Annotated in this window: 20 protein-coding genes and 1 other RNA gene; 7 read left to right on the top strand and 14 right to left on the bottom strand. The window is 56.9% G+C overall.

The window, feature by feature from the left end:
* Positions 1-13: 13 nt before the first annotated feature.
* Positions 14-1,957 (bottom strand): ATP-dependent zinc metalloprotease FtsH, encoded by a 1,944-nt coding sequence (gene ftsH, locus ABJM11_RS19485; protein WP_348296678.1) that lies wholly within the window; start codon positions 1,955-1,957, stop codon positions 14-16.
* 154 nt (positions 1,958-2,111) lie between these two features.
* A complete protein-coding gene (gene rlmE, locus ABJM11_RS19480; RefSeq protein ID WP_348296677.1) occupies positions 2,112-2,732 on the bottom strand; it encodes a 23S rRNA (uridine(2552)-2'-O)-methyltransferase RlmE in 621 nt (206 codons plus the stop codon).
* A gap of 156 nt (positions 2,733-2,888) precedes the next feature.
* Here rlmE and yhbY point away from each other — a divergent pair, with 156 nt between their 5' ends.
* Positions 2,889-3,200, top strand: a complete 312-nt coding sequence (yhbY, locus tag ABJM11_RS19475; RefSeq protein ID WP_137437277.1) for a ribosome assembly RNA-binding protein YhbY — start codon at positions 2,889-2,891, stop codon at positions 3,198-3,200.
* 85 nt (positions 3,201-3,285) lie between these two features.
* Here the strand turns inward: yhbY and greA are convergent, their stop codons facing one another.
* The 7 genes from greA to grpE all read right to left on the bottom strand — a co-directional run bounded on the left by greA (position 3,286) and on the right by grpE (position 13,161).
* The gene (gene greA / locus ABJM11_RS19470) at positions 3,286-3,765 is read right to left on the bottom strand and encodes a transcription elongation factor GreA (protein WP_150990146.1); all 480 of its coding nucleotides are present in this window, start codon (positions 3,763-3,765) and stop codon (positions 3,286-3,288) included.
* Between the two features lie 4 nt (positions 3,766-3,769).
* Positions 3,770-6,985 carry a carbamoyl-phosphate synthase large subunit gene (carB, locus tag ABJM11_RS19465; RefSeq protein ID WP_348296676.1) on the bottom strand — a complete coding sequence of 1,072 codons (3,216 nt, stop codon included), beginning with the start codon at positions 6,983-6,985 and terminating at the stop codon, positions 3,770-3,772.
* Positions 6,985-8,109, bottom strand: coding sequence for a glutamine-hydrolyzing carbamoyl-phosphate synthase small subunit (gene carA / locus ABJM11_RS19460; RefSeq protein WP_348296675.1), 1,125 nt, complete (start codon positions 8,107-8,109; stop codon positions 6,985-6,987). Before carA ends, carB begins: the two co-directional genes overlap by 1 nt.
* A 339-nt stretch (positions 8,110-8,448) precedes the next feature.
* The gene (gene dapB / locus ABJM11_RS19455) at positions 8,449-9,258 is read right to left on the bottom strand and encodes a 4-hydroxy-tetrahydrodipicolinate reductase (protein ID WP_348296674.1); all 810 of its coding nucleotides are present in this window, start codon (positions 9,256-9,258) and stop codon (positions 8,449-8,451) included.
* Positions 9,259-9,269: 11 nt separating this feature from the next.
* A complete protein-coding gene (dnaJ, locus tag ABJM11_RS19450) occupies positions 9,270-10,397 on the bottom strand; it encodes a molecular chaperone DnaJ (RefSeq protein WP_348296673.1) in 1,128 nt (375 codons plus the stop codon).
* A 78-nt stretch (positions 10,398-10,475) separates the two neighbouring features.
* Positions 10,476-12,401 (bottom strand): molecular chaperone DnaK, encoded by a 1,926-nt coding sequence (gene dnaK / locus ABJM11_RS19445; RefSeq protein ID WP_348296672.1) that lies wholly within the window; start codon positions 12,399-12,401, stop codon positions 10,476-10,478.
* 124 nt (positions 12,402-12,525) lie between these two features.
* On the bottom strand, positions 12,526-13,161 hold the full coding sequence (grpE, locus tag ABJM11_RS19440) for a nucleotide exchange factor GrpE (protein ID WP_348296671.1): 636 nt from the start codon (positions 13,159-13,161) through the stop codon (positions 12,526-12,528).
* A gap of 247 nt (positions 13,162-13,408) precedes the next feature.
* Between grpE and recN the strand changes: the two genes are divergently transcribed.
* A complete protein-coding gene (gene recN, locus ABJM11_RS19435; protein ID WP_348296670.1) occupies positions 13,409-15,088 on the top strand; it encodes a DNA repair protein RecN in 1,680 nt (559 codons plus the stop codon).
* A 100-nt stretch (positions 15,089-15,188) separates the two neighbouring features.
* Here recN and fur read toward each other — a convergent pair whose 3' ends face one another.
* Positions 15,189-15,599, bottom strand: a complete 411-nt coding sequence (gene fur / locus ABJM11_RS19430; protein WP_150990169.1) for a ferric iron uptake transcriptional regulator — start codon at positions 15,597-15,599, stop codon at positions 15,189-15,191.
* A 122-nt stretch (positions 15,600-15,721) separates the two neighbouring features.
* On the opposite strand from fur, the gene ABJM11_RS19425 reads away from it, so the two are divergent.
* Positions 15,722-16,048 carry an outer membrane protein assembly factor BamE gene (locus tag ABJM11_RS19425; RefSeq protein ID WP_348296669.1) on the top strand — a complete coding sequence of 109 codons (327 nt, stop codon included), beginning with the start codon at positions 15,722-15,724 and terminating at the stop codon, positions 16,046-16,048.
* A gap of 7 nt (positions 16,049-16,055) precedes the next feature.
* Here the strand turns inward: ABJM11_RS19425 and ABJM11_RS19420 are convergent, their stop codons facing one another.
* The 3 genes from ABJM11_RS19420 to ABJM11_RS19410 all read right to left on the bottom strand — a co-directional run bounded on the left by ABJM11_RS19420 (position 16,056) and on the right by ABJM11_RS19410 (position 18,490).
* Complete coding sequence (locus ABJM11_RS19420) at positions 16,056-16,337, bottom strand: RnfH family protein (RefSeq protein ID WP_348296668.1); 282 nt, start codon at positions 16,335-16,337, stop codon at positions 16,056-16,058.
* Positions 16,334-16,780, bottom strand: coding sequence for a type II toxin-antitoxin system RatA family toxin (locus ABJM11_RS19415; protein ID WP_348296667.1), 447 nt, complete (start codon positions 16,778-16,780; stop codon positions 16,334-16,336). Before ABJM11_RS19415 ends, ABJM11_RS19420 begins: the two co-directional genes overlap by 4 nt.
* Before the next feature lie 75 nt (positions 16,781-16,855).
* On the bottom strand, positions 16,856-18,490 hold the full coding sequence (locus ABJM11_RS19410) for a sodium-dependent transporter (protein WP_348296666.1): 1,635 nt from the start codon (positions 18,488-18,490) through the stop codon (positions 16,856-16,858).
* A gap of 179 nt (positions 18,491-18,669) precedes the next feature.
* On the opposite strand from ABJM11_RS19410, the gene smpB reads away from it, so the two are divergent.
* The 4 genes from smpB (at position 18,670) to ABJM11_RS19390 (ending at position 22,511) form a co-directional block, all read left to right on the top strand.
* Entirely contained in the window at positions 18,670-19,149 is a 480-nt protein-coding gene (gene smpB / locus ABJM11_RS19405; RefSeq protein ID WP_348296665.1) for an SsrA-binding protein SmpB, read from the top strand.
* Between the two features lie 139 nt (positions 19,150-19,288).
* Entirely contained in the window at positions 19,289-20,707 is a 1,419-nt protein-coding gene (locus tag ABJM11_RS19400) for a wax ester/triacylglycerol synthase family O-acyltransferase (protein ID WP_348296664.1), read from the top strand.
* 82 nt (positions 20,708-20,789) lie between these two features.
* Positions 20,790-21,154, top strand: a transfer-messenger RNA (tmRNA) gene (gene ssrA, locus ABJM11_RS19395).
* A 163-nt stretch (positions 21,155-21,317) separates the two neighbouring features.
* Complete coding sequence (locus ABJM11_RS19390; protein WP_348296663.1) at positions 21,318-22,511, top strand: phage integrase central domain-containing protein; 1,194 nt, start codon at positions 21,318-21,320, stop codon at positions 22,509-22,511.
* A 48-nt stretch (positions 22,512-22,559) separates the two neighbouring features.
* Here the strand turns inward: ABJM11_RS19390 and ABJM11_RS19385 are convergent.
* The coding region (locus ABJM11_RS19385) for a hypothetical protein (protein WP_348296662.1) at positions 22,560-22,954 on the bottom strand (395 nt) is incomplete at its 5' end.

Below are 22,954 nucleotides of genomic sequence, written 5' to 3'. Positions count from 1 at the left end.
GCACTACACCGGGTCAGTGCTCACCGGCGGGACGGCCGACGCCGGGTTGACGGCCGTCGTCAGAACCTTTGGGAGCAGGTTCCTGCTCTGGCTCATCAGCCGGCACGCCACCCGAGGGCCCGCTATCACCCCAGCCTTTCGGCGGACGGGGCTCACGTCCTTCCATGATGTCGTCAATCTGGTGACGATCAATGGTTTCGTACTTCATCAGGGCCTCGGCCATCATGTCGAGCTTTTCGCGGTTATCAATCAGCAGCTGACGCGCTTTCTCGTAACAGCTGTCGATGATGTTGCGAACTTCCTCGTCAATCCGCTGTGCCGTTTCCGGAGAGTAGACGGTCTGCGCCTGGCCAGCGGAACGGCCCAGGAACGGTTCTTCGCTGTCAGTATCGTACTGCAGCGGTCCGAGCTTTTCAGACAGCCCCCACCGGGTAACCATATTGCGAGCCAGGCTGGTGGCCCGCTCGATGTCGTTGGAGGCACCGGTGGTGACACCATCAAAGCCCAGGGTAAGCTCTTCAGCGATACGACCACCGAACAGACTGCAGATAGAGCTGATGAGGAAACGCTTGCTATGGCTGTACTTGTCTTCCTCCGGCAGAAACATGGTGACACCCAGTGCCCTGCCGCGGGGAATGATACTGACCTTGTAGACCGGATCATGCTCAGGCACCAGACGCCCTACAATGGCGTGGCCGGACTCATGATAGGCCGTGTTCCGTTTCTCTTTCTCGCTCATGACCATGGATTTGCGCTCAGCACCCATCATGATCTTGTCTTTGGCGAGCTCGAACTCTTCCATGGAAACCAGGCGCTGATTGCGGCGAGCCGCGAACAGGGCTGCCTCGTTGACCAGGTTGGCGAGATCGGCGCCCGAGAATCCGGGCGTACCACGGGCGATCAGCTTTGGCTCGACGCCATCGGCCAGCGGCACTTTCTTCATATGAACTTTCAGAATCTGCTCACGGCCGATGATGTCCGGCAGACCAACCACCACCTGGCGGTCAAAACGACCCGGGCGCAGCAGCGCCGGGTCCAGAACGTCCGGACGGTTGGTGGCGGCAATCACGATAACGCCTTCATTGCCCTCAAAGCCGTCCATTTCCACCAGCAACTGGTTCAGAGTCTGTTCACGTTCATCGTGACCACCACCCATGCCGGCACCACGATGGCGACCGACCGCATCGATCTCGTCGATGAAGATAATACAGGGACTCTGCTTCTTGGCCTGTTCAAACATGTCACGGACACGGGACGCACCCACCCCCACGAACATTTCCACAAAATCCGAACCGGAAATCGAGAAGAACGGAACCTTGGCCTCGCCGGCAATCGCCTTGGCCAGCAGGGTCTTACCGGTACCTGGCTGCCCCACCATCAGAACACCCTTGGGAATACTGCCACCAAGACGCTGAAACTTGCTGGGGTCCCGCAGGAAATCCACCAGTTCCTTGACGTCTTCCTTGGCCTCATCCACGCCGGCCACATCACCGAAGGTGGTCTTGATCTGATCCTCGCTCATCAGGCGAGCCTTGCTCTTGCCAAAGGACATGGGCCCTTTGCCGCCGCCACCCCCCTGCATCTGTCGCATGAAGAACACGAACAGCGCGATAATAATGAGGATCGGGAATGCAGCCACCAGCAACTGCGTCCAGAGGCTTTGGCGCTCTGGCTCCTTGCCAATGACTTCCACTTGGTTGGCCAGCAGATCGTCCATCAGCTTTTCATCGGCCAGTTGGGGCCTGATGGTCTGGAACTGGGACCCGTCACCACGGACACCCTGAACCTGCAAGCCGTCGATGGTTACCTGACGGACCTGCCCGTCCTGCACCATTTCCACGAACTGCGAATAATTGACCTGTTGGCCGCTGGTGGTGGGAGTAAAATTCTGAAACACCATCAGCAGTACGGCGGCTATGATAAGCCAGAGAACCAGATTTTTTGCCATATCGTTCAAGGATCGTCACCTGTGAATTGAAGGATCGCCCCGTCAGGAGAAAGCCTTTTCTGACACCTTACACCAATTGTACGCCCGTCCACCAGAAACGGCTTATCCGTATCGACCACTGCCTGGGCATCAATCCCACGGCCATTTCCGTCGTGCGGGCGGGTCAGCCCTTAAATCCTTTGCACACCTGATAAATCTCCCTCGATCGTGCCCGGGAGGAGTCAGGCTTCCTGCTGACAACGGTGCCAAAACTTTTGCGCATGTCCGCCAGCAGGGTATCAAATCCTTCTCCCTGAAAGACCTTGGCGACAAACACACCACCCGGCTTCAACACTCTCTGCGCCATATCCAGCGCCAGTTCCACCAGGCCCATGGCGTTAGGGATATCCACTGCCGCCATACCACTCATATTGGGTGCCATATCTGAAATTACAACGTCAGCCCGCCGGTCACCCATCAATTCCAGTAATTCATCCAGCACTGACTGCTCGGTAAAATCCCCCTGGACAAACTCCACACCGGCCAGCGGGCTCATCTCCAGAATATCGCTGGCAATAACCACGCCCTTGTCGCCGACCCGCTCAACCGCCACCTGGGACCAGCCCCCGGGGGCCGCACCCAGATCCACAATAACCTGGCCGGGCCGGAACAGCCGGTCTTTTTCATCAAGTTCAATCAGCTTATAGCTGGCTCGGGAGCGATAACCGTCTTCCCGGGACTTTTTGACCCAGACGTCGTCGAAATGTTCCTTCAGCCAGCGATCACTGGTTTTCGAACGGGCCAAAATCTACCTCCGATAAACATTCTGCCTCTGCGCCTGGATACGTGGTAACTGCCATTTCACCGGCCGGGCGATCTGTTACAATCCAGCAATTATACGGAATCGTCCGCTATTTCGCCGCTGACGATTTGTTAATTGCATCCATAAAGAGATTACATAATGAGTCTTTCGCCAGAACAGCGCCGGGAGTACCGGGGCATCGCCCACAACCTGAAGCCAGTCATTATTGTTGGCGACAAGGGCCTGACAGAAGGGCTTCAGGAAGAGCTTGAGCGCGCCCTGAACGATCACGAGCTGATCAAGATCAAGGTAGCCAGCCAGGACAGGGAAGCGCGCCAGGAAGCGGTAGCCGCCCTGTGCGAAGCCTCGGGCGCTGAACTGGTACAGACCATCGGCAAGATTGCCGTCATCATGCGCCGGGCGAAGAAGCCCAATCCGAAGCTCTCCAACCTGCTGCGCCAGAAGCACTGAGCCTCTGGCTAAACGGGCAGAGAAAGCAAAAAGCCGGCAGGGTCAGCCCCGCCGGCTTTTTTGGTGCCCGAAGGCATAGCTGACCTCAGATGTGCTCTACCTGCTCGATTTCATATTCAACGGTTCCCGAGGGCACGCGAATCGCCACCACATCGCCCTCGCTCTTGCCCACCAGTGCCCGGGCAATGGGCGAGGAAATCGACAGTTTGCCAGCTTTGATGTCTGCCTCATCTTCACCGACAATCTGATAGGTCACCTGCTCGTCGGTATCCACGTTGAGCAGCCGCACCGTGGTGCCGAAAATCACCTTACCGGTGTTCTCGATGGTGTTAACGTCAATCACCTGAGCCGCGGACAGCTTGCCCTCGATTTCCTGGATGCGGCCTTCGATAAAACTCTGCTGCTCGCGGGCGGCATGGTATTCCGCATTCTCTTTCAGGTCACCGTGTTCACGGGCATCGGAAATAGCAGCGATCACCCGGGGACGGTCTTCGGACTTCAGTTTCTTGAGCTCGTCGCGGAGGCGGATTTCACCCGCCTTTGTCATGGGTACTCTGTCAGCCATAGTCTTACTTTCCTGCGTGTAGATCCTGAAGACGGCGTACAGTACGCTCAGGGCCAAACATAATTGCCCTGCAGAACGCTTCACCGCCCGCCAGGGTCGTTGTATAGGTTACCTTCGACTGCAAGGCAGACTGGCGAATCTGTGCCGAGTCTGAAATGGCCTTGCGACCTTCGGTGGTGTTGATAATCAGCTGAACCTGACCATTCTTGATGGCATCCACAATGTGCGGACGCCCTTCCCGCACCTTGTTCACCCGGTCAACGGTAATTCCGGCTTCTTTCAGAGCCTTGGCAGTACCGGTGGTGGCAATCACTTTGAAGCCGGCGTCGACCAGATCCTGCGCCACTTTGGCAGCACCGGGCTTGTCAACGTCACGAACCGACATAAAGGCCGTTCCTTTCACCGGCAGGCGCTCACCAGAGGCCAGGGCCGCCTTGGCAAATGCTTCGTCAAAGCTGTCGCCAATGCCCATTACTTCACCGGTAGATTTCATCTCCGGCCCCAGAATGGGATCCACAGCCGGGAACTTGTTGAACGGGAACACCGACTCCTTGACGGAATAATAAGCCGGGACGATTTCCTGCGTGAAGTCCTGCTCGGCCAGCGATTTGCCGGCCATGACCCGCGCGGCCACCTTGGCCAGGGACACACCGATGGCCTTGGATACGAACGGCACGGTGCGGGAGGCCCTGGGGTTGACCTCGATGACGTAGATCCGGCCATCCTGCCAGGCCAGCTGGACGTTCATCAGGCCGATGACCTCCAGTTCGATCGCCATCTTGCGCACGGCTTCGCGCATTTCATCCTGCACGTCCTTCGGCAACGTGTAGGGCGGCAGAGAACACGCAGAATCACCGGAGTGCACGCCTGCCTGCTCGATATGCTGCATGATACCGCCGATGACCACATCCTTGCCGTCACTGATGGCATCAATATCCACCTCAATGGCCGCATTCAGGAAGTGATCCAGCAATACCGGGCTGTCGTTGGAAACCAGCACGGCATTGCGCATGTAACGAACCAGTTCGTCTTCGTCGTAAACGATCTCCATGGCACGACCACCCAACACGTAGGACGGGCGGACCACCAGCGGATAACCAATCTCACGGGCGGCCACGATGCCTTCTTCGTGGCTGCGCACAGTCGCGTTTTCCGGCTGAAGGAGACCAAGGCGGCCAATCATCTGCTGGAACCGCTCCCGGTCTTCTGCGCGGTCGATGGCATCCGGGCTGGTACCGATAATGGGCACACCGGCCGCCTCCAGGCCACGGGCCAGTTTCAGCGGGGTCTGGCCGCCGTACTGGACGATTACGCCCTTTGGTTTTTCGACGTTGATGATTTCCAGCACGTCTTCCAGGGTGATCGGTTCGAAGTAGAGACGATCCGAGGTATCGTAATCGGTAGATACCGTTTCCGGGTTGCAGTTAATCATGATGGTTTCGTAACCATCGTCGCGCATGGCAAGGGCGGCGTGAACACAACAGTAGTCAAATTCAATGCCCTGCCCGATTCGGTTGGGGCCGCCACCGATCACCACGATTTTCTCGCGGTCGGATGCAGCCGCCTCGCACTCCTCCTCATAGGATGAGTACATGTAGGCGGTAGAGGAGGCAAACTCCGCTGCACAGGTGTCCACCCGCTTGTAAACCGGGCGAATGTTCATGTCATGGCGCAGCTTACGCAGGCTGACCTCGGAAAGCCCAAGCAACCTGGCCAACCGGGCATCGGAGAAGCCCTTGCGCTTGAGACGGAACAGGGTATCGCGATCGATATCGGCCTTGCCTGCGGACTTGAGAGCATTCTCTTCCTTGATCAGATCCTCGATCTGAGCCAGGTACCACGGGTCCACGTGGGTGTTACGGAACACATCGTCCACGGACATACCAGCACGGAAGGCATCACCGATGTACCACAGGCGCTCGGCACCAGGAACGTTAAGCTCCTGAGTAAGCGTTTCGCGACCGTCGGTGGTACTCAGGTCCACCTTCTCTTCGAAGCCGTCAGAGCCCACTTCCAGGCCACGCATGGCTTTCTGCAGGGATTCCTGGAAGGTACGGCCAATAGCCATCACCTCACCCACGGACTTCATCTGGGTGGTCAGACGGGCATCCGCCTGGGGGAATTTTTCGAAGGTGAACCGCGGAATCTTGGTCACGACGTAGTCGATACTGGGCTCGAAGGAGGCCGGGGTCACACCACCGGTAATCTCGTTTCGCAACTCGTCCAGCGTGTAGCCTACTGCCAGCTTCGCCGCTACTTTGGCGATGGGGAAGCCAGTGGCTTTGGAGGCCAGCGCGGAGGACCGCGATACCCGGGGATTCATTTCGATGACCACCACGCGGCCGTTATCCGGGTTGACACCAAACTGTACATTGGAGCCACCGGTTTCCACACCGATTTCACGCAGCACCGCCAGCGAGGCGTTGCGCATGATCTGATATTCCTTATCGGTGAGGGTCTGGGCCGGCGCCACGGTGATGGAGTCACCGGTGTGCACGCCCATGGCGTCAAAGTTCTCGATGGCACAGACGATGATGCAGTTGTCGTTTTTGTCCCGGACAACTTCCATCTCGTATTCTTTCCAGCCGATCAGGGACTCGTCGATCAGCAGTTCATTGGTCGGCGACAGATCCAGACCACGGGTACAGATTTCCTCAAACTCATCACGGTTGTATGCGATACCGCCGCCGGAGCCACCCATGGTAAACGAGGGGCGGATGATGCAGGGAAAACCGATATCGTCGGCCACTTCCCAGGCTTCCGCCATGGAGTGGGCAATGGTAGCCCGGGGGCATTCCAGGCCGATCTTTTTCATCGCCTTGTCGAAACGGTCGCGGTCCTCGGCCTTGTCGATGGTATCGGCATTGGCACCGATCATCTCCACGCCGTGCTTATCCAGCACGCCATGCTTTTCCAGGTCCAGGGCGCAGTTGAGAGCGGTCTGGCCACCCATGGTGGGCAGCAGCGCATCCGGCTTCTCTTTCTCGATAATCTTTTCGACGGTTTTCCAGGTAATCGGTTCGATGTAGGTGGCATCGGCCATGACCGGGTCGGTCATGATGGTTGCCGGGTTGGAGTTAACCAGGATAACCCGGTAACCCTCTTCCCGCAGAGCCTTGCAGGCCTGGGCTCCGGAGTAGTCAAACTCGCAGGCCTGCCCGATCACAATGGGGCCGGCACCGAGAATCAGAATGCTTTTAATGTCGGTACGCTTGGGCATCAACGTGCCTCCATCAGGCGAATAAATTCATCAAACAGCGGCGCCACGTCGTGAGGGCCGGGGCTGGCCTCCGGGTGACCCTGGAAGCTGAAAGCCGGCTTGTCGGTGCGGCGAATACCCTGCAGGGAGTCGTCAAACAGGGATTTATGGGTGGCCTCCAGGTTATCCGGCAAAGTGGCTTCATCTACCGCGAAGCCGTGGTTCTGGCTGGTGATCATTACCGTGCCATCCTTCAGATTCTGGACCGGGTGGTTGGCACCGTGGTGACCATGGCCCATCTTGATGGACTTCGCACCACTGGCCAGAGCCAGCAACTGATGACCAAGGCAGATGCCGAATACCGGAATCTCGGTTTCCAGCACTTCGCGGATGGCAGTAATGGCGTAGTCACAAGGCTCCGGGTCGCCGGGGCCGTTGGACAGGAATACGCCGTCCGGATTCATCGCCAGCACTTCGGATGCCGGGGTCTGGGCCGGTACCACAGTGATATCACAGCCGCGACCGGCCAGCATGCGCAAGATATTGAGCTTTACTCCGTAGTCCCAGGCGACGACCTTGAACTTCGATTCGGTACGCTCACCGTAGCCACTTTCGATGCTCCACTCGCTCTGGCTCCAGGTCCAGGTCTTTTCCGAGGTCACTTCTTTCGCCAGGTCCATACCCTTCAGCCCAGGGAAGGCGTTGGCCAGTTCCAGTGCCCGCTCTGCTGTGGCGTTCGCACCCGCAACGACGGCCCCGTTCTGGGAACCTTTGTCGCGCAGGATGCGGGTCAGCCGGCGGGTGTCGATATCGGCAATACCGACAATGTTGTTGGCCTTCAGGTAATCCTGTAGCGAACCGGTGCTGCGCCAGTTGCTGACCAGCAGCGGCAGGTCGCGGATAATCAGGCCGGCTGCCTGGACACGATCGGATTCGATGTCTTCTTCATTCACACCGGTATTGCCGATGTGGGGGTATGTGAGGGTTACAATCTGGCGGGAGTAGGACGGGTCGGTCAGGATTTCCTGGTAACCGGTCATGGCGGTGTTGAACACCACTTCGCCGCTGGTTTCCCCTTCAGCGCCAATGGCGGTGCCGTAAAACAGGCTTCCGTCTGCGAGTGCAAGGATGGCTGGTGTACTCAAGGCTTGTATCCTCATCGAGTGGCGTACAGGTTCGTCACGAACAGGAACGCAAGCGCAAATTCAGGTCGCAAAAAAGCGAGAGGGAGTTGAACTCCGTCCCGCTTTTTCTATAGAGCGTTGTCAAAGCTACGCTTGGTGCAGTTAAACCGCCCTATTGTAAGAAACCTGGGGCTTTGTGTCCATGCGAAATCTCGTTTAACGCTACACCGGCTGATGGCTGGGCGCCCCCTCCGGGAAACGCTACGAGCACATCCATGTGCGCTTGACTTCGGCCGTCCATGGCCGAAGACATTCCCGGAGGGGTCACCCAGCCACCAGCCTCAGAGTTATCCTGCAATCTTACTTCAACCCCAACACATCCTGCATGTCATACAATCCGGCAGGCTTACCTTCCAACCACAATGCCGCCCGCATCGCCCCCTTGGCAAAGGTCATCCGACTGCTGGCCTTATGGGTAATCTCGATGCGCTCACCCTCGGTGGCGAACATCACGGTGTGATCACCCACTACATCCCCTGCACGGATGGTTTCAAACCCGATTTCCTTGCGTGTGCGCTCACCTGTGAAGCCTTCGCGGCCATAAACGGCGCATTCTTTCAAGTCACGACCAAGCGCATCGGCGACGACCTCGCCCATGCGCAGGGCGGTGCCGGAAGGGGCGTCTTTCTTGTGGCGATGGTGGGCTTCGATGATTTCCACGTCGTAGTCGTCACCCAGAGCTGCAGCCGCAGTGCGCAGCAGGTTGAGGGTGACGTTGACGCCGACGCTCATGTTCGGGGCGAAGACCACCGGGGTCTGTTCGGCGGCCAGGGCGAGCTGTTCTTTTTCGGCGTCGGTGAGACCGGTGGTGCCGATAACGATCATCTTGCCGTTGGCTTTGCAGAATTCGGCGTTTTCCAGGGTCAGGTCCGGGAAGGTGAAGTCGACGAGTACGTCAAAATCATCTTTCACCTCCGCCAGACTGCCGGCCATTTTGATGCCGGTTTTGCCGATGCCGGTCATTTCTCCGGCGTCGGCGCCGATCAGACTGCTACCCGGCTCGACAATGGCTGCGCCGAGCCGGAGGCCTTCAGTGCCGTCAACAGCTTCGATCAGCACCTTGCCCATACGTCCGGCGGCGCCGATGATGGCTACCCTTATGTCGCCCATATCACTCGTCCTCAGAATTTCATTTCGTCGAAGAAGCTTTTCACGCCCTCGAACCAGGACGTTTTCCTGGGGCCATGCTTGTTGCCATCACCGCCATTAAGTGTTTCCTGAAACTCTTCCAGCAACTCTTTCTGACGCTTGGTGAGGTTAACCGGTGTTTCCACCTGAACCCTGCATAGCAGGTCCCCGGATGGCCCACCGCGAACGGGGCTGACACCCTTGTTGCGCAGGCGGAACAGTTTTCCTGTCTGGGTTTCTGGGGGAATCTTCAGCTTCACACGACCATCAAGCGTGGGCACTTCCAGTTCGCCCCCGAGGGCGGCATCCACAATGCTGATGGGCACCTCACAATAGAGGTTGCGTCCGTCACGGGTGAAGATCGAATGCTCCCGAACGGCGATCTGTACGTACAGGTCCCCCGGCGGGCCGCCATCAACGCCCATCTCTCCTTCGCCGGAGAGGCGAATGCGGTCTCCGGTATCCACACCCGGTGGCACCTTGACCGAAAGTGTTTTCTCTTCCTGAACGCGGCCTGCGCCATGGCAGGTTTTACACGGATTCTTGATAACCTTGCCGGAACCGCGGCAGGTGGGACATGCCTGCTGGACCGTAAAGAAGCCCTGCTGCATACGAACCTGACCCATGCCGTTGCAGGTGCCACAGGCTTCCGGCCGCGAGCCTTTTTCCGCGCCGCTGCCATCACACGTCGTGCACTCGGCGTGGCCGGGAATACGGATCTGAACGGTTTTGCCTTTTACCGCTTCCTCAAGATCCAGCTCCAGGGTGTAGCGCAAGTCTGCACCTCGGGTGGTGCGCCCCCGGCCTCCGCCGCCAAAGATATCACCAAAAACATCGCCAAAGATGTCAGAGAAGCTGGCACCACCGCCGCCTCCGAAGCCGCCACCGGCCGAGCCATCAACACCTGCGTGGCCAAACTGGTCGTAAGCCGCACGCTTGGAGGAATCCGACAGTATCTCGTAAGCCTCGCTGGCTTCCTTGAACTTGTGATCGGCGTCCTCATCATCCGGATTCCGGTCAGGATGATACTTCATCGCGAGCTTGCGGTAGGCTCGCTTGATCTCTTTTTCATCCGCTTCCCGGGACAACCCGAGAATCTCGTAATAATCGCGCTTGGCCATGCTCTAAAACCCTGTTGGTAAAACGAGGAAAACGCGGGAGAGCTCCCGCGTTTTCCAACTGCCTGATGATCTTAAGTTTTATCGCTTGTCGTCATCTTTGACTTCTTCAAACTCGGCATCCACGGCGTCGTCGCTGGAGCCGGACTGGGCACCTTCTTCGCCCCCGGCCTGCTGCGCCTGCTCTGCCTGCTCCGCGTACATCTTCTGGGCCATTTCAGAAGATGCTTCTGTCAGTTTCTGGGTCTTGGCTTCAATATCGTCCTTGTCGGAGCCAGCCAGTGCTTCTTCCAGCTCCTTGATGGCCGCCTCGATCGACTCCTTCTCGCTGTCGGACACCTTGTCACCGGCGTCGGCCAGGGTCTTGCGAACGGTGTGAACCATCGCGTCACCCTGGTTACGGGCCTGGACCAGTTCTTCGAACTTACGGTCTTCGTCGGCGTTGGCTTCGGCATCGCGGACCATCTTCTCGATCTCGTCATCATTCAGGCCGGAAGACGCCTTGATCACGATGGACTGCTCCTTGCCGGTCGCCTTGTCTTTGGCCGAAACGTTCAGGATACCGTTGGCATCGATATCGAAGGTAACCTCAATCTGCGGCGTACCACGAGGCGCCGGCGGAATGTCTGCAAGGTCGAAACGACCCAGAGACTTGTTCTGCGCTGCCTGTTTACGCTCACCCTGAACCACGTGAATGGTTACAGCCGTCTGGTTGTCATCCGCCGTGGAGAAGGTCTGAGACTTCTTGGTCGGAATCGTGGTGTTCTTGTCGATCAGCGGCGTGGCCACACCACCCATGGTTTCAATGCCCAGGGTCAGCGGGGTTACGTCCAGAAGCAGAACGTCTTTCACATCACCGGAGAGCACGGCGGCCTGGATGGCAGCACCCATGGCTACGGCTTCGTCCGGGTTCACATCCTTGCGCGCTTCCTTACCGAAGAAGTTCTTCACTTTCTCCTGGACCAGTGGCATACGGGTTTGACCACCAACAAGGATAACCTCATCGATTTCGCCGATCTTGGCACCGGAATCCTCCAGTGCAGTGCGACATGGCGCAAGGCTGCGCTCGATCAGGTCTTCCACCAGTGATTCCAGCTTGGCACGGGTCACTTTCACGTTCATGTGCTTGGGACCGCTGGCATCCGCCGTTACGTACGGCAGGTTCACATCGGTCTGCTGGCTGCTGGACAGCTCGATCTTGGCCTTCTCGGCCGCTTCCTTAAGGCGCTGCATGGCCAGTGAGTCACCACGCAGATCAATACCACTATCCTTCTTGAACTGATCGGCAAGGTATTCGATCAGCTTCATGTCGAAGTCTTCACCACCCAGGAAGGTGTCGCCATTGGTGGCCAGCACTTCAAACTGATGCTCACCGTCAACATCGGCAATCTCGATGATGGAGATGTCGAACGTACCACCGCCCAGGTCATAAACGGCTACTGTACGGTCGCCGCTCTTCTTGTCGAGACCATAAGCCAGCGCAGCAGCGGTCGGCTCGTTGATGATGCGCTTCACGTCAAGACCGGCGATCTTGCCGGCGTCTTTGGTGGCCTGACGCTGGCTGTCGTTAAAGTAGGCCGGTACGGTGATAACCGCTTCGGTTACTTTCTCGCCCAGGTAGTCCTCGGCGGTCTTCTTCATTTTCTTGATGATTTCCGCGGACACCTGCGGAGGCGCCATCTTCTCGCCCTTCACTTCCACCCAGGCATCGCCATTGTCTGCCTTGGCGATCTTGTAGGGCACCATCTTGATATCCTTCTGAACCACATCGTCTTCAAAACGACGACCGATCAGGCGCTTGATGGCGTACAGGGTGTTACTCGGGTTGGTAACCGCCTGGCGCTTGGCGGACTGACCTACCAGCGTTTCCCCGTCTTCGGTATAAGCGACGATGGACGGGGTGGTGCGATCACCCTCGGCGTTCTCGATAACCTTGACCTTGTCGCCATCCATGATGGCAACACAGGAGTTTGTGGTTCCCAGGTCGATACCAATAATCTTGCTCATGTAAACACTCCAATTCGATTGTTCAATTCAGTTCCGGCTGCCTTCAGACCAGTACCGGCAAAGCTTTCCGGGAAACCCGTTACGCTGCCTGTTTACTGGCTATATTGGCGCGTTAATCTGCTTTTCAAGCCTGTTCGTCGATTTTTGGTGCATCCTCGGCCTTGGCAACCACCACCATCGCGGGGCGGACCAGCCGCTCATTCAGCATGTAGCCTTTCTGGACCACGGCCACCACGCTGTTGGGTTCGGCGTTGGGCGCCGGCACCATGGACATCGCCTCGTGCTGCTGGGGATCAAACGGCTCACCAAGCGGGTTGAGCTGCTCAACGTTGAACTTACCGAGGCTGTTCATGAACAGATTCAGGGTCATTTCGACCCCCTCACGAATAGACGCCACCAGCTCTCCGGCATCTTCATGCCCTTCGGTGCTTTCGACAGCTTTCTCGAGACTGTCAGCGACTGGCAGAAGCTCTTTTACGAACTTCTCCAGCGCAAATTTGTGGGCTTTCTCAACGTCTATCTCGGCGCGCCGGCGGACGTTCTGCATTTCAGCCTGAGAGCGCAGCATCTGCTCCTGGAATTCTTGCGCCTGGGCCTTCAGCGCTTCAACCTCGCTCTCGGGAACGCTCTCCTCGATTTCGTCCACGCCACCTTTATCCTGGGGGGCTGCTTCAGCGGCCCCTTTGTTCTGGTCGGCCGCTTCAGCGGCATACCTGAGCTCTTCTTCAGCCCGATCGTTACGCTTATCGTCCGCGCTCATGGCAACTCCTGCTTGGTCGTATACGGCCATACCACCGGCCGGTTCTCTATCGCCCCCCCGGCCCTAAACAGCCGGGAAAAACGTGTTTGCGAACCGATATGGGGCCCTTAACAAATGTTTCAACCGTTGAGCACGTCATTCCTTCACAAATTCTCCAGCCGATGTTTGCAAACAGCAAAAACCCTGTATATATTCACAGTCACTGTATGTAATCACAGTATTCAGGAATCGAGCGGAGGATATCTGCATGCTCACACAGCTCACCGTCTCCAATTACGCCATTGCCGAGCGGGTTGAACTTCAGTTTGGAAAAGGCATGACGGCCCTTACAGGGGAAACCGGCGCGGGCAAGTCCATCGTACTGGACGCCCTGGGCCTGGCCATGGGGGGCCGCGCGGATGCCGGTGCCGTGCGACATGGAGCCAAGCGCGCAGATATCACCGCAACCTTCGATGTATCCGCCATTGCAGAAGCCAGGCAATGGCTGGAAGAACACGAACTGGATGACGACAACGAGTGCATCCTGCGCCGGGTAATCAGCAGGGATGGCCGCTCCCGCGCCTACATTAACGGCCAGCCCTGCCCCCTGGCCCACCTGAAAGATCTGGGCAGCGCGCTGATGGACATCCACAGCCAGCATCAACACCAGTCGCTGCTGCGCAAGGAAACCCACCGCAAACTGCTGGACGAATTTGCCGCTGCGGAAACCCTTGCGAACGAGACTAAAGAGGCCTGGAAAATCTGGCACAGAACTCACCAGCGGCTGACCGAACGCCGGCAGAATGCGGACGAAGCTGAAGCTCGCCTGCAACTACTACGGTACCAGGTGGAAGAACTTGACCGGCTGGGCCTGGAAGAAGGAGAGCAGGAGAAACTGGAGAAGGAGCAGGAACAGCTCAGTCACGCTGACGCCGTTCTGCATGGCAGCCACCAGGCCACCCTGCTATGCACGGAAGAAGATAATAGTGCCGCGAATCTGGTGCGACAGGCGCTGCAGCAACTGGAACAACTGCCGGTGGAAGTACCGGCATTGGCTGAAACCATCCAGATGCTGAATGAAGCCCAGATCCAGATTACCGAAGCCGGCGATAACCTGCGCCACTTCGTAGAAGATTACGACGCAGATCCGGCCCGGCTGGCTGAAGTGGAAGAACGCCTGAGTGCTATCTATCAGATGGCCCGCAAACACCGCATCGCCCCGGAAACCCTGCCCGAATTCCACCAGACCCTCAGCGCCGAACTGGCCTCCCTGGATGATGGTGAAGGCAGCGTAGAAAAGCTGGAAGCGGAACTGGAAGCACAGCTTGGCCAGTTCAACGACGTGGCCAGACAACTGTCAGAGGCACGCCAGCAGGCTGCGGCGAACCTGGACCAGCGGATTGCCGAAGAGCTGGCCCAGTTAAGCATGCCAGCCGTGCAGTTTGTCACCCACCTGAATCGTAACAAGGGCGACGAGCCGGCACCCCATGGCCTGGAAGATATCGAGTTCCTGGTCAGCGCCAACCCCGGACAGCCAGCGCGACCATTGGCCAAGGTAGCCTCTGGTGGCGAACTGTCCCGCATCAGCCTGGCCATCCAGGTTGTGGTTGCTCAAACCTCAACCACGCCGACCCTGGTATTCGATGAGGTCGATGTGGGCATTGGCGGGGGAACGGCTGAAGTGGTTGGTCGCCTCCTGCGAAGCCTGGGTGATAACGGGCAGGTTCTCTGCGTAACGCACCTTGCGCAGGTAGCCGCTCAATGCCACCAGCACCTGTTCGTCAGTAAGTTTACGGAAGCCGATGCCACCTACTCCAAAATTGAATCGCTGGATGACAATGGCAGGGTAAGTGAAGTGGCGCGGATGCTGGGCGGGGTTGATATGACCGAACACACCATTGCCCACGCCCATGAAATGTTCACCAAGGGACAGGCGACGCATCACTGAAGACGCGCGGAAATCGAAAGCATTCCCCTCTCGATCCTGAGAGTTGTTGGGGCGGGCTAGAAACCCGCCCCTTTTTTTAATCCTAGCTCAGCCCTGGCGCTCAGGACTTGATGGGTTTGACGTACAGAATCAGGCTATGATCGACAATCTCATAGCCACGCTCCCTGGCGATCTTCTGTTGGCGCTCTTCGATGACTTCGTCGACGAACTCGATAACTTCACCAGTCTGAGTGCAGACCATATGGTCGTGGTGGTCGTCACCGGCCATTTCGAATACCGCGTGACCACCTTCGAAGTTGTGGCGCAGAACCAGGCCCGCAGCTTCAAACTGGGTCAGCACCCGGTACACAGTCGCCAGGCCCACGTCGTCACCCTGTTCCAGCAGCTTTTTGTAGACATCCTCGGCACTGAGGTGATGTTCCTCGGAGTTTTCCAGGATATTGAATATTTTCACTCTCGGAAGAGTGACTTTCAGACCGACTTTTCGCAATTCGGTGTTTTCGGATGACATGTTACGATTCACTCTTTGGTGTGCCTCACGGCTTCCGGTATGATGGAGCCGCATGTTAACGGTCAGACCGTGTCACACCTGCCCCTGGCAGGCGATTTCAAGATAGAGGATTTCCCCCGGCGATGCAAAAGATCACAGCTCTGATTCTCACTCTCATCATGACTGGCTGTGCCTTCCCAGGTGTGTACAAGATCAATGTACAGCAGGGAAACATACTCACTGACGAAGAGCTGACCTCATTGGCCGAGGGAATGTCCCGCAGCCAGGTCCACTCCCTGCTGGGAACGCCCCTGATGACCAACCCGGCCGATCCTTCCCGGGAATACTACGTGTACACCTTCCAGCGTCGCGGTGGCGACATCAAGGAGCAACGGGTCATTGTCTACTACGACAACGAGCAGTACTCCCATTACGAAGCACAACTGCTGGAAGAAACGCCGGCGTACTGAGCCGGTATCAGGTTTTCTTCTTCGCCCGGTTGAGCCGGGCCTGCTTGGGGTCAATTTTCAGCGGCCGGTACACCTCAACCCGGTCACCATCCCGTAGCTCATGATCAGAAGGATTCTTGATCACCTTACCAAAGATACCCATATCGTTCTTTTCCGGATCAATCTCCGGAAACACGGCGGTAATCCCCGAACGCTTTACCGCCTCTACCGCAGAGGTGCCCTGCTCGACCTGTAAGCCTATAATTTCCTGCCGATCTGGCCGAGCGAATGCAACTTCCACATTGATCACGCCCCGCCCCTCCTGTAAAGCTCGTCTGCACGTCGACAAAAAGCATCCACCATTGTAGTGGCAGCCTGATTGAACACCGGCCCGAACGTCATTCGCGACAGCGAGCCGGAAAACTCGAACTCCAGGGTCAGCATTACCTTGCAGGCATTATCATCAAGAGATTTGAAGTGCCAGCGCCCACTCAGATTTCGAAACGGCCCGTCCACCAGGCTCATTTCAATAGTGTCGGGCATCAACAGCTGGTTACGAGTAGTCAGACGGTGGCGAATCCCGCCCTTGGCGATGTCCATGGAGGCCACAATCTGATCCCCCGTCTCTTCATGTATTTCGGTGTCGGCACACCAGGGGAGAAATTCCGGGTAACGGGCTACGTCGTTAACCAGATGAAACATGCGGTCTGCCGGGTGCATAACCAGTGCGGTTTTATCAATCTGATGGGGCATTGGTGGCGAAGGTCCTGCTTTTACATGCTTGAATAGATGACACTGCGAGAGTCTTACCAGCGAAGTCAGCCTTAATCAGACACTATGATAAAGGATCTCGCCGTCGTTGGGACCACCTTCACTGCCATTTGCGCCATCCTCTTTATTGTCGCTTTCCTTTTCCGGTGGCTCGGCGCCGTCGTCCTCGCCAGTGTCATTCTCGTGACCGTCTGTGGTCTCTGCACTTTCTGTTTCCTGAGGGTCGTCCTCGGGGCCTTGCCGGCCTTCGGGTTCTCTTGCCATGGCTTCTGCAGGACCACACCAGAGAACCGCCCCACCGTTATTGCACATTGCCGCCAGGGATACACTCGTGTACTGAATACCGATATACGCAACGACCAGGGGCAACACCAGCCGCATAACCCAGAACCATATCCACCGAAACAAGCCGGGCGTCCTGCCCAGTATGGTAAAGGTCAGATTTCGGGTCAGGCACCAGCCGGCAAAAACAGCCACCAGGATACTCACCAACGGAATCAACAGACCACCGGTAGCCAGCTCCAGCCACCGGAAGACGGTTCCGCCGGCAAAACGCTGTTCTAACCAGACATTGAAGGAGAGCAAGGATCCGAGCCCGACCAGCCAGACCAGCACGCCCATCAGAAAGACCGACCAGCCCCGCGGAGCTGCTGTCCATTCACGAAACCACCCCACTACCGGCTCCAACAACGCCAGTGAGGTTGTCCACACGATCATCACCACCACCAGAAACACGGTGGCAATCAGGAACTGACTGCCGGGGAGGTCCGATAGGGCCACCGGCAAGGAGAGGAAAAGCAGTCCAAAACCGCGCTCTCCTTCCATGGCATGCCCGCCGGGCACCAAGGAATAGATCGCAAGGCCGGCAACAATGGCGATCAGGGTATCCATCAGCACCACGGCAACCACTGAACGTTTCAGATGCGTGCCAGCCGGAGTGTAGGCACCGAACAACGTCCACACCCCCATACCCAGCCCCAGGGTAAAAAAAGCATGAAACAGGGCAGCATGCAGGCTATCCGTGGTTACGTCCTCGTGGTGGAAACTGAGCATGAAGTCAGACGCGCTGCGGAACTCACCCGTCCACATTGCCAGACCGCAAAGCACCACCAGCATCAGCAGCATTAACGGAGCCACCACCCGCACAGCACGCTCAATACCATCAACCACGCCCTGCATGGAAACCCAGATGACCAGCAGCAGAAAGAACCCGTGCCACGCCATGAATATACGGTAGTCCTTCGGATCAGAAACCAGCGCGGAGAGCATCCCGGCCGCCTCAGCCTCACCGGCACCAATAAAACGCCCCATCGCGCCGTAAAAAACATAGGCCAGGGCAATGGCGCCAAAAACGGCGGTAAAGGAAAGCACCAGAAACGAGGCCAGAATACCGAAGCGGCCTGCCCAGACCCACCAACGGGAACGCCCGGCCATGCGCATATATCCGTCCATGGCCAGGACCAGTCCGTGGCGCGAATGACGACCCATGGCCGACTCGGTGGCCATAAGGGGCAGGGTTATCAGCACCAGGCACAGCAGATAGAGCAGAATGAACAGGCCACCGCCATGATTGCCGGCGAGATAGGGAAACTGCCATACATTAGCCAGGCCAAAGGTTGCCCCGGTTGCAGCCCAGAAAAAGGTAGTTGGCCGGGTCCAGGACCCGATTGGCGTTTCGTATGGAGTAGGCATTCCATTCCCTGACGACATCTGAGGGCACATTGTAGCGGAGGAATTACGCCCCATACGACTATCAATGCAGCCAATCACGCCGATTTCGTGACCGGTCTGGCACTACTGAGCTACAATGCGCGCTTTTCCGGTATGAATACGCCCGGTAAATTCCTTGTCCGACTCCGGATCATTGATTCATGAGCAAGAAGAAACCCGGCGCACCGAGCGCCACCATTGCCCTGAACAAAAAGGCAAAGCACGAGTACCACATTGAGGAACGCTTCGAAGCCGGACTGGCGCTGCTGGGCTGGGAAGTGAAGTCCCTGCGTGCCGGCAAAGCCCAGCTGACCGACGCCTACGTATTGCTGAAGGATGGCGAAGCCTGGCTGCTCGGCTCCCACTTCACCCCGCTGATTGCCGCGTCTACCCATGTCATTGCGGACCCGACCCGTACCCGCAAACTGTTGTTGCATGCCAAGGAAATCGGCAAAATCGTTGGCAAGGTAAACCAGGCGGGTTACACCTGTATTCCGCTGGCACTCTACTGGAAAAACAACAAGGTGAAGTGCGAAATCGCCCTTGTGAAAGGCAAAAAGCTGTTCGACAAACGCGCCACCGAGAAAGAACGGGACTGGAACCGCCAGAAGCAGCGTATCCTGCGCGATACCAACCTCTGATCACGAGACCGCACAACCCCCCAAATAACTGACACCGGTCATGGGCAGCACCGGCCGGTGTGTCGCATACTCACTCTCTTTGTTCAGCATTCCAACAGGCCTATACTCGGGAGTTCCGGTGCATGGCAAAGGAGAGCTTATGTCACCCAAAATGACGCCCATGTCTGCTGTTGACCACGCCTGGCTGAGAATGGACACGCCCCAGAATCACATGGTGATCTGCGGCGTGTGGATGCTAGACCGCCCCGTTTCCATTAGCCGCCTCAGACACACGATTGAGGAGCGCTTCCTCTGTTTCGACCGCTTCCGGCAGCGTGTCGTGGAGGTTGGGGAACGGGCCTACTGGCAGGATGACCCCCTGTTTGACCTGGATAATCACCTCCATCAGATTGCCCTGCCGGGCAAGGCTGACAAAGCCGAGCTCCAGAATCTGGCCAGCGACTTGAACAGTACGTCTCTGGATTTCCGGCAGCCGCTCTGGCAAATGCATTATATCGACAATTATGAGGGTGGCAGTGCACTGTTGATTCGTGTCCACCACTGTATTGCCGATGGCATCTCGCTGGTGCGGGTTATGCTGTCACTTACTGATAAAACGCCAGAACCAAAACTCAGCAAAGTGGTGTCGAAACGACATTCGAAACCACGCAAGCGATCCGCAATCCAGCAATTGCTCCACCGCACAGTGGACAACCTCCAGACCGCCACTAGCCAAGGCAAGCTGTTCATTCAGTCCGTCCGGGAGGAACCCAACTACCCCTTTAAGCTGGCATCCACAGCCAGCGCCGTGGCCCTGGATCTTGTCAAACTCGGCCTGGCCCCCATTGAACCCAAAACCGGGTTGAAGGAGCCACTTTGCGGGCGCAAACAGGTGGCCTGGGCAGACCCTCTGGAGCTGGCCGACGTAAAAGCCTGTGCCAAGGCCCTGGGTGGCACTATAAATGATGCCCTGCTGTGCACCGTCACCGGTGCTCTACAACGCCTCTTTGCAGCGCACCAGGAAGCCATCCCGGAATGCGGAATTCGCGTTGCCGTCCCTTTTAACCTTCGGCCTCTTGATCAACCCATCGAAACCCTCGGAAACAAGTTTGGACTAGTGCTGGTTACCCTGCCGGTGGAAGTGCAGGACCCAATCATGTGCTTCCGACAGGTCCAGGAGAATATGAACCGGCTTAAGCGGTCTTACCAGGCACAGGTTACCTACAGCCTTCTGGATTTATTCGGCCGCGGCCCCGATGTTATTGAGCGGCGGGCACTGGACCTGCTCAGCAATAAAGCCTCCGCGGTACTGACCAACGTGCCAGGGCCAAAAGATGCCCTGTACCTGGCGGGAAGCAAGCTGACACAGCCCATGTTCTGGGTGCCCCAGAGCGGCAATATCGGTATTGGCATGAGCATACTTAGCTACGATGGCACGGTGCAGTTCGGCATTACTGTCGACAAAGCCATCCACGCCGAGCCAGATGCGGTGATGGCCTATTTTCGACAAAGCTTTGAGGCCCTGAGCCACGCAGCCCTTGCGGGACGGCCCGATGCCCTTGCGCGCAAGGCCGGATAGGTACAACTACCCGCTCCAACGCACAAAACTGCAACAAACAAACCTTGAAGTCCGGCAAACGGGCCACATATACTGTGAGTAAGGGGACGACATGGCTTCGACGCCGGTGGCGAACCCTTGGGTGCATGTCGAGATGGCAGCCAATCTCGTTAATCCAAAGCTGCAACGCAATAGTCGCAAACGACGAAAACTACGCACTAGCAGCGTAAGCTGCTAGTCGTCCTGACCGGGTCGCCCGTAGCCCGGAAGCAACATCTCAGGACGTCATCGCTTACGGGATGCTCCGTTATCCAGAGTTCACTGGCTAACGGCTAAGATTCAAAGAACTCGGTTCTTGCACCCTGGCTCTCGGGTCGCTTGAACTTAAATCAATAGAGAGACGCTAAACATGTAGACCTCAAGGCTGAGTACTGGCGGACGCGGGTTCAATTCCCGCCGTCTCCACCAAACAAAGATCCAAAGCCGCCCAAGGGCGGCTTTTTTAATGCTTAAAATCAGCAAATTAGGCACTTACCTCGTCCAAGAAGCTCCAAGTTGATCCGTTGACATCCGGGGGCACCTGGGGGCAGCATTAGGGGCACATCCCCCACAACTAAGACTAGTTGCCCCCATGCCTCTTACAGATACTGCAATCCGGAACGCGAGACCTACCGACAAGACACAGAAGCTTTTCGATGGCGGTGGGCTTTATCTCGAGGTTACGCCCAAAGGTGGCAAGTATTGGCGCCTCAAGTACCGATTCATCGGAAAGGAAAAGAGGCTTTCTCTTGGGGTATATCCGGAGATTACTCTTAAGGATGCTCGCTTACGCCGGGATGACGCTAGGAAACTCCTAGCTAACCAGATCGACCCCAGCGAGAACCGCAAGGCCCAGAAAGCGGCACAGCAGGAACGCTCAGCCAATAGCTTTGAAACAATTGCCAGGGAGTGGTTTGCGAAAAAATCCCGATCCTGGGTGCCATCTCACAGCGATCGCATTATGCGGAGGCTTGAGAACGACGTATTTCCATGGCTTGGCGGAAAGCCCGTCGCAGAAATCAAAGCCCCAGAACTTTTATCAGTCATCCGGCGAATCGAAGAACGCGGAGCCAATGAAACTGCACACCGAGCACTAAGTGAGTGCGGCCAGATCTTTAGATATGCGGTCGCCACTGGAAGGGCTGAAAGAGATCCCTCGGGGGATCTGCGCGGAGCGCTGACACCAGTAAAAAAGAAACATTTCGCCTCCGTTACAGAGCCAGAAAAGGTGGCCGAGGTATTACGAATGCTGGATGGCTATCATGGCACTCTCGCGGTCCGGTGCGCTCTCCGTTTAGCCCCACTGGTTTTTGTAAGACCTGGCGAGCTTAGACATGCCAAGTGGGACGATATGGATCTTGGGCAAGCAGAATGGCGCTACACCGTGACAAAGACAGACACGCAGCACATTGTCCCACTATCTACTCAGGCTGTTGAGATCTTGAAGGAGCTCCAACCGCTTACCGGCGCGGGAATCTACGTCTTTCCGAGTGCACGCTCTCCAAAAGGAGACCGTCCAATGAGCGACAATGCCATTTTGTCCGCGATGCGAAGAATGGACATTGCTAAAGAGGAAATGAGCGGACACGGTTTCCGAGCGATGGCTCGCACAATTCTTGATGAAGTTTTAGGCTTCCGTCCGGACTACATTGAGCACCAATTGGCTCATGCGGTCCGAGACCCAAATGGCCGAGCCTATAACAGGACCGCACACCTGCCTGAGCGTAAAAAAATGATGCAGGGTTGGGCGGACTATCTTGATCAAATCAAATCAGCGGAAACGTAACCCCGTCGCTCAGACATTATCCATACGGGCCGATTGTAACCATCCCATCTAATTCTGCTTGAAGTGATTCTGAATGTACTCAACGAGTTGAGGACCTTCAAGTTTGTCAGTGGCGGGATTCGTGCGAACAAAAAACTTTTCTCCATCCAAATAGCATGGCTTTCTAGAGGGTTGGCATTCTACAGACAGAATCGAAATACCATCGATTCGAAGCAAGCGTTGGTCAATGCAGGGGTAAAAACTAGGGCCCACTCGACGCTCCAGAAGGTTCTTGAAGTGAAGCATGAACTTGTCGTTCGATTTGTGCGTATTCCGGCGAACGTGACCGGTCATTCCGGGGATCGTGACCGGTTTGCACACGGCCATCACGCTGGAGTCAGTTTTGTACTCTGAGCGGTCACGATGGGTCAACCGATTCCGTGTTTTGTGCCTTGGCTTTTCTT

Source organism: Marinobacter sp. (assembly GCF_039977835.1).
GTDB lineage: Bacteria > Pseudomonadota > Gammaproteobacteria > Pseudomonadales > Oleiphilaceae > Marinobacter.
Note: the sequence above shows the minus strand (reverse complement) of the source record. Positions and strands in the feature narration are given on the sequence as shown.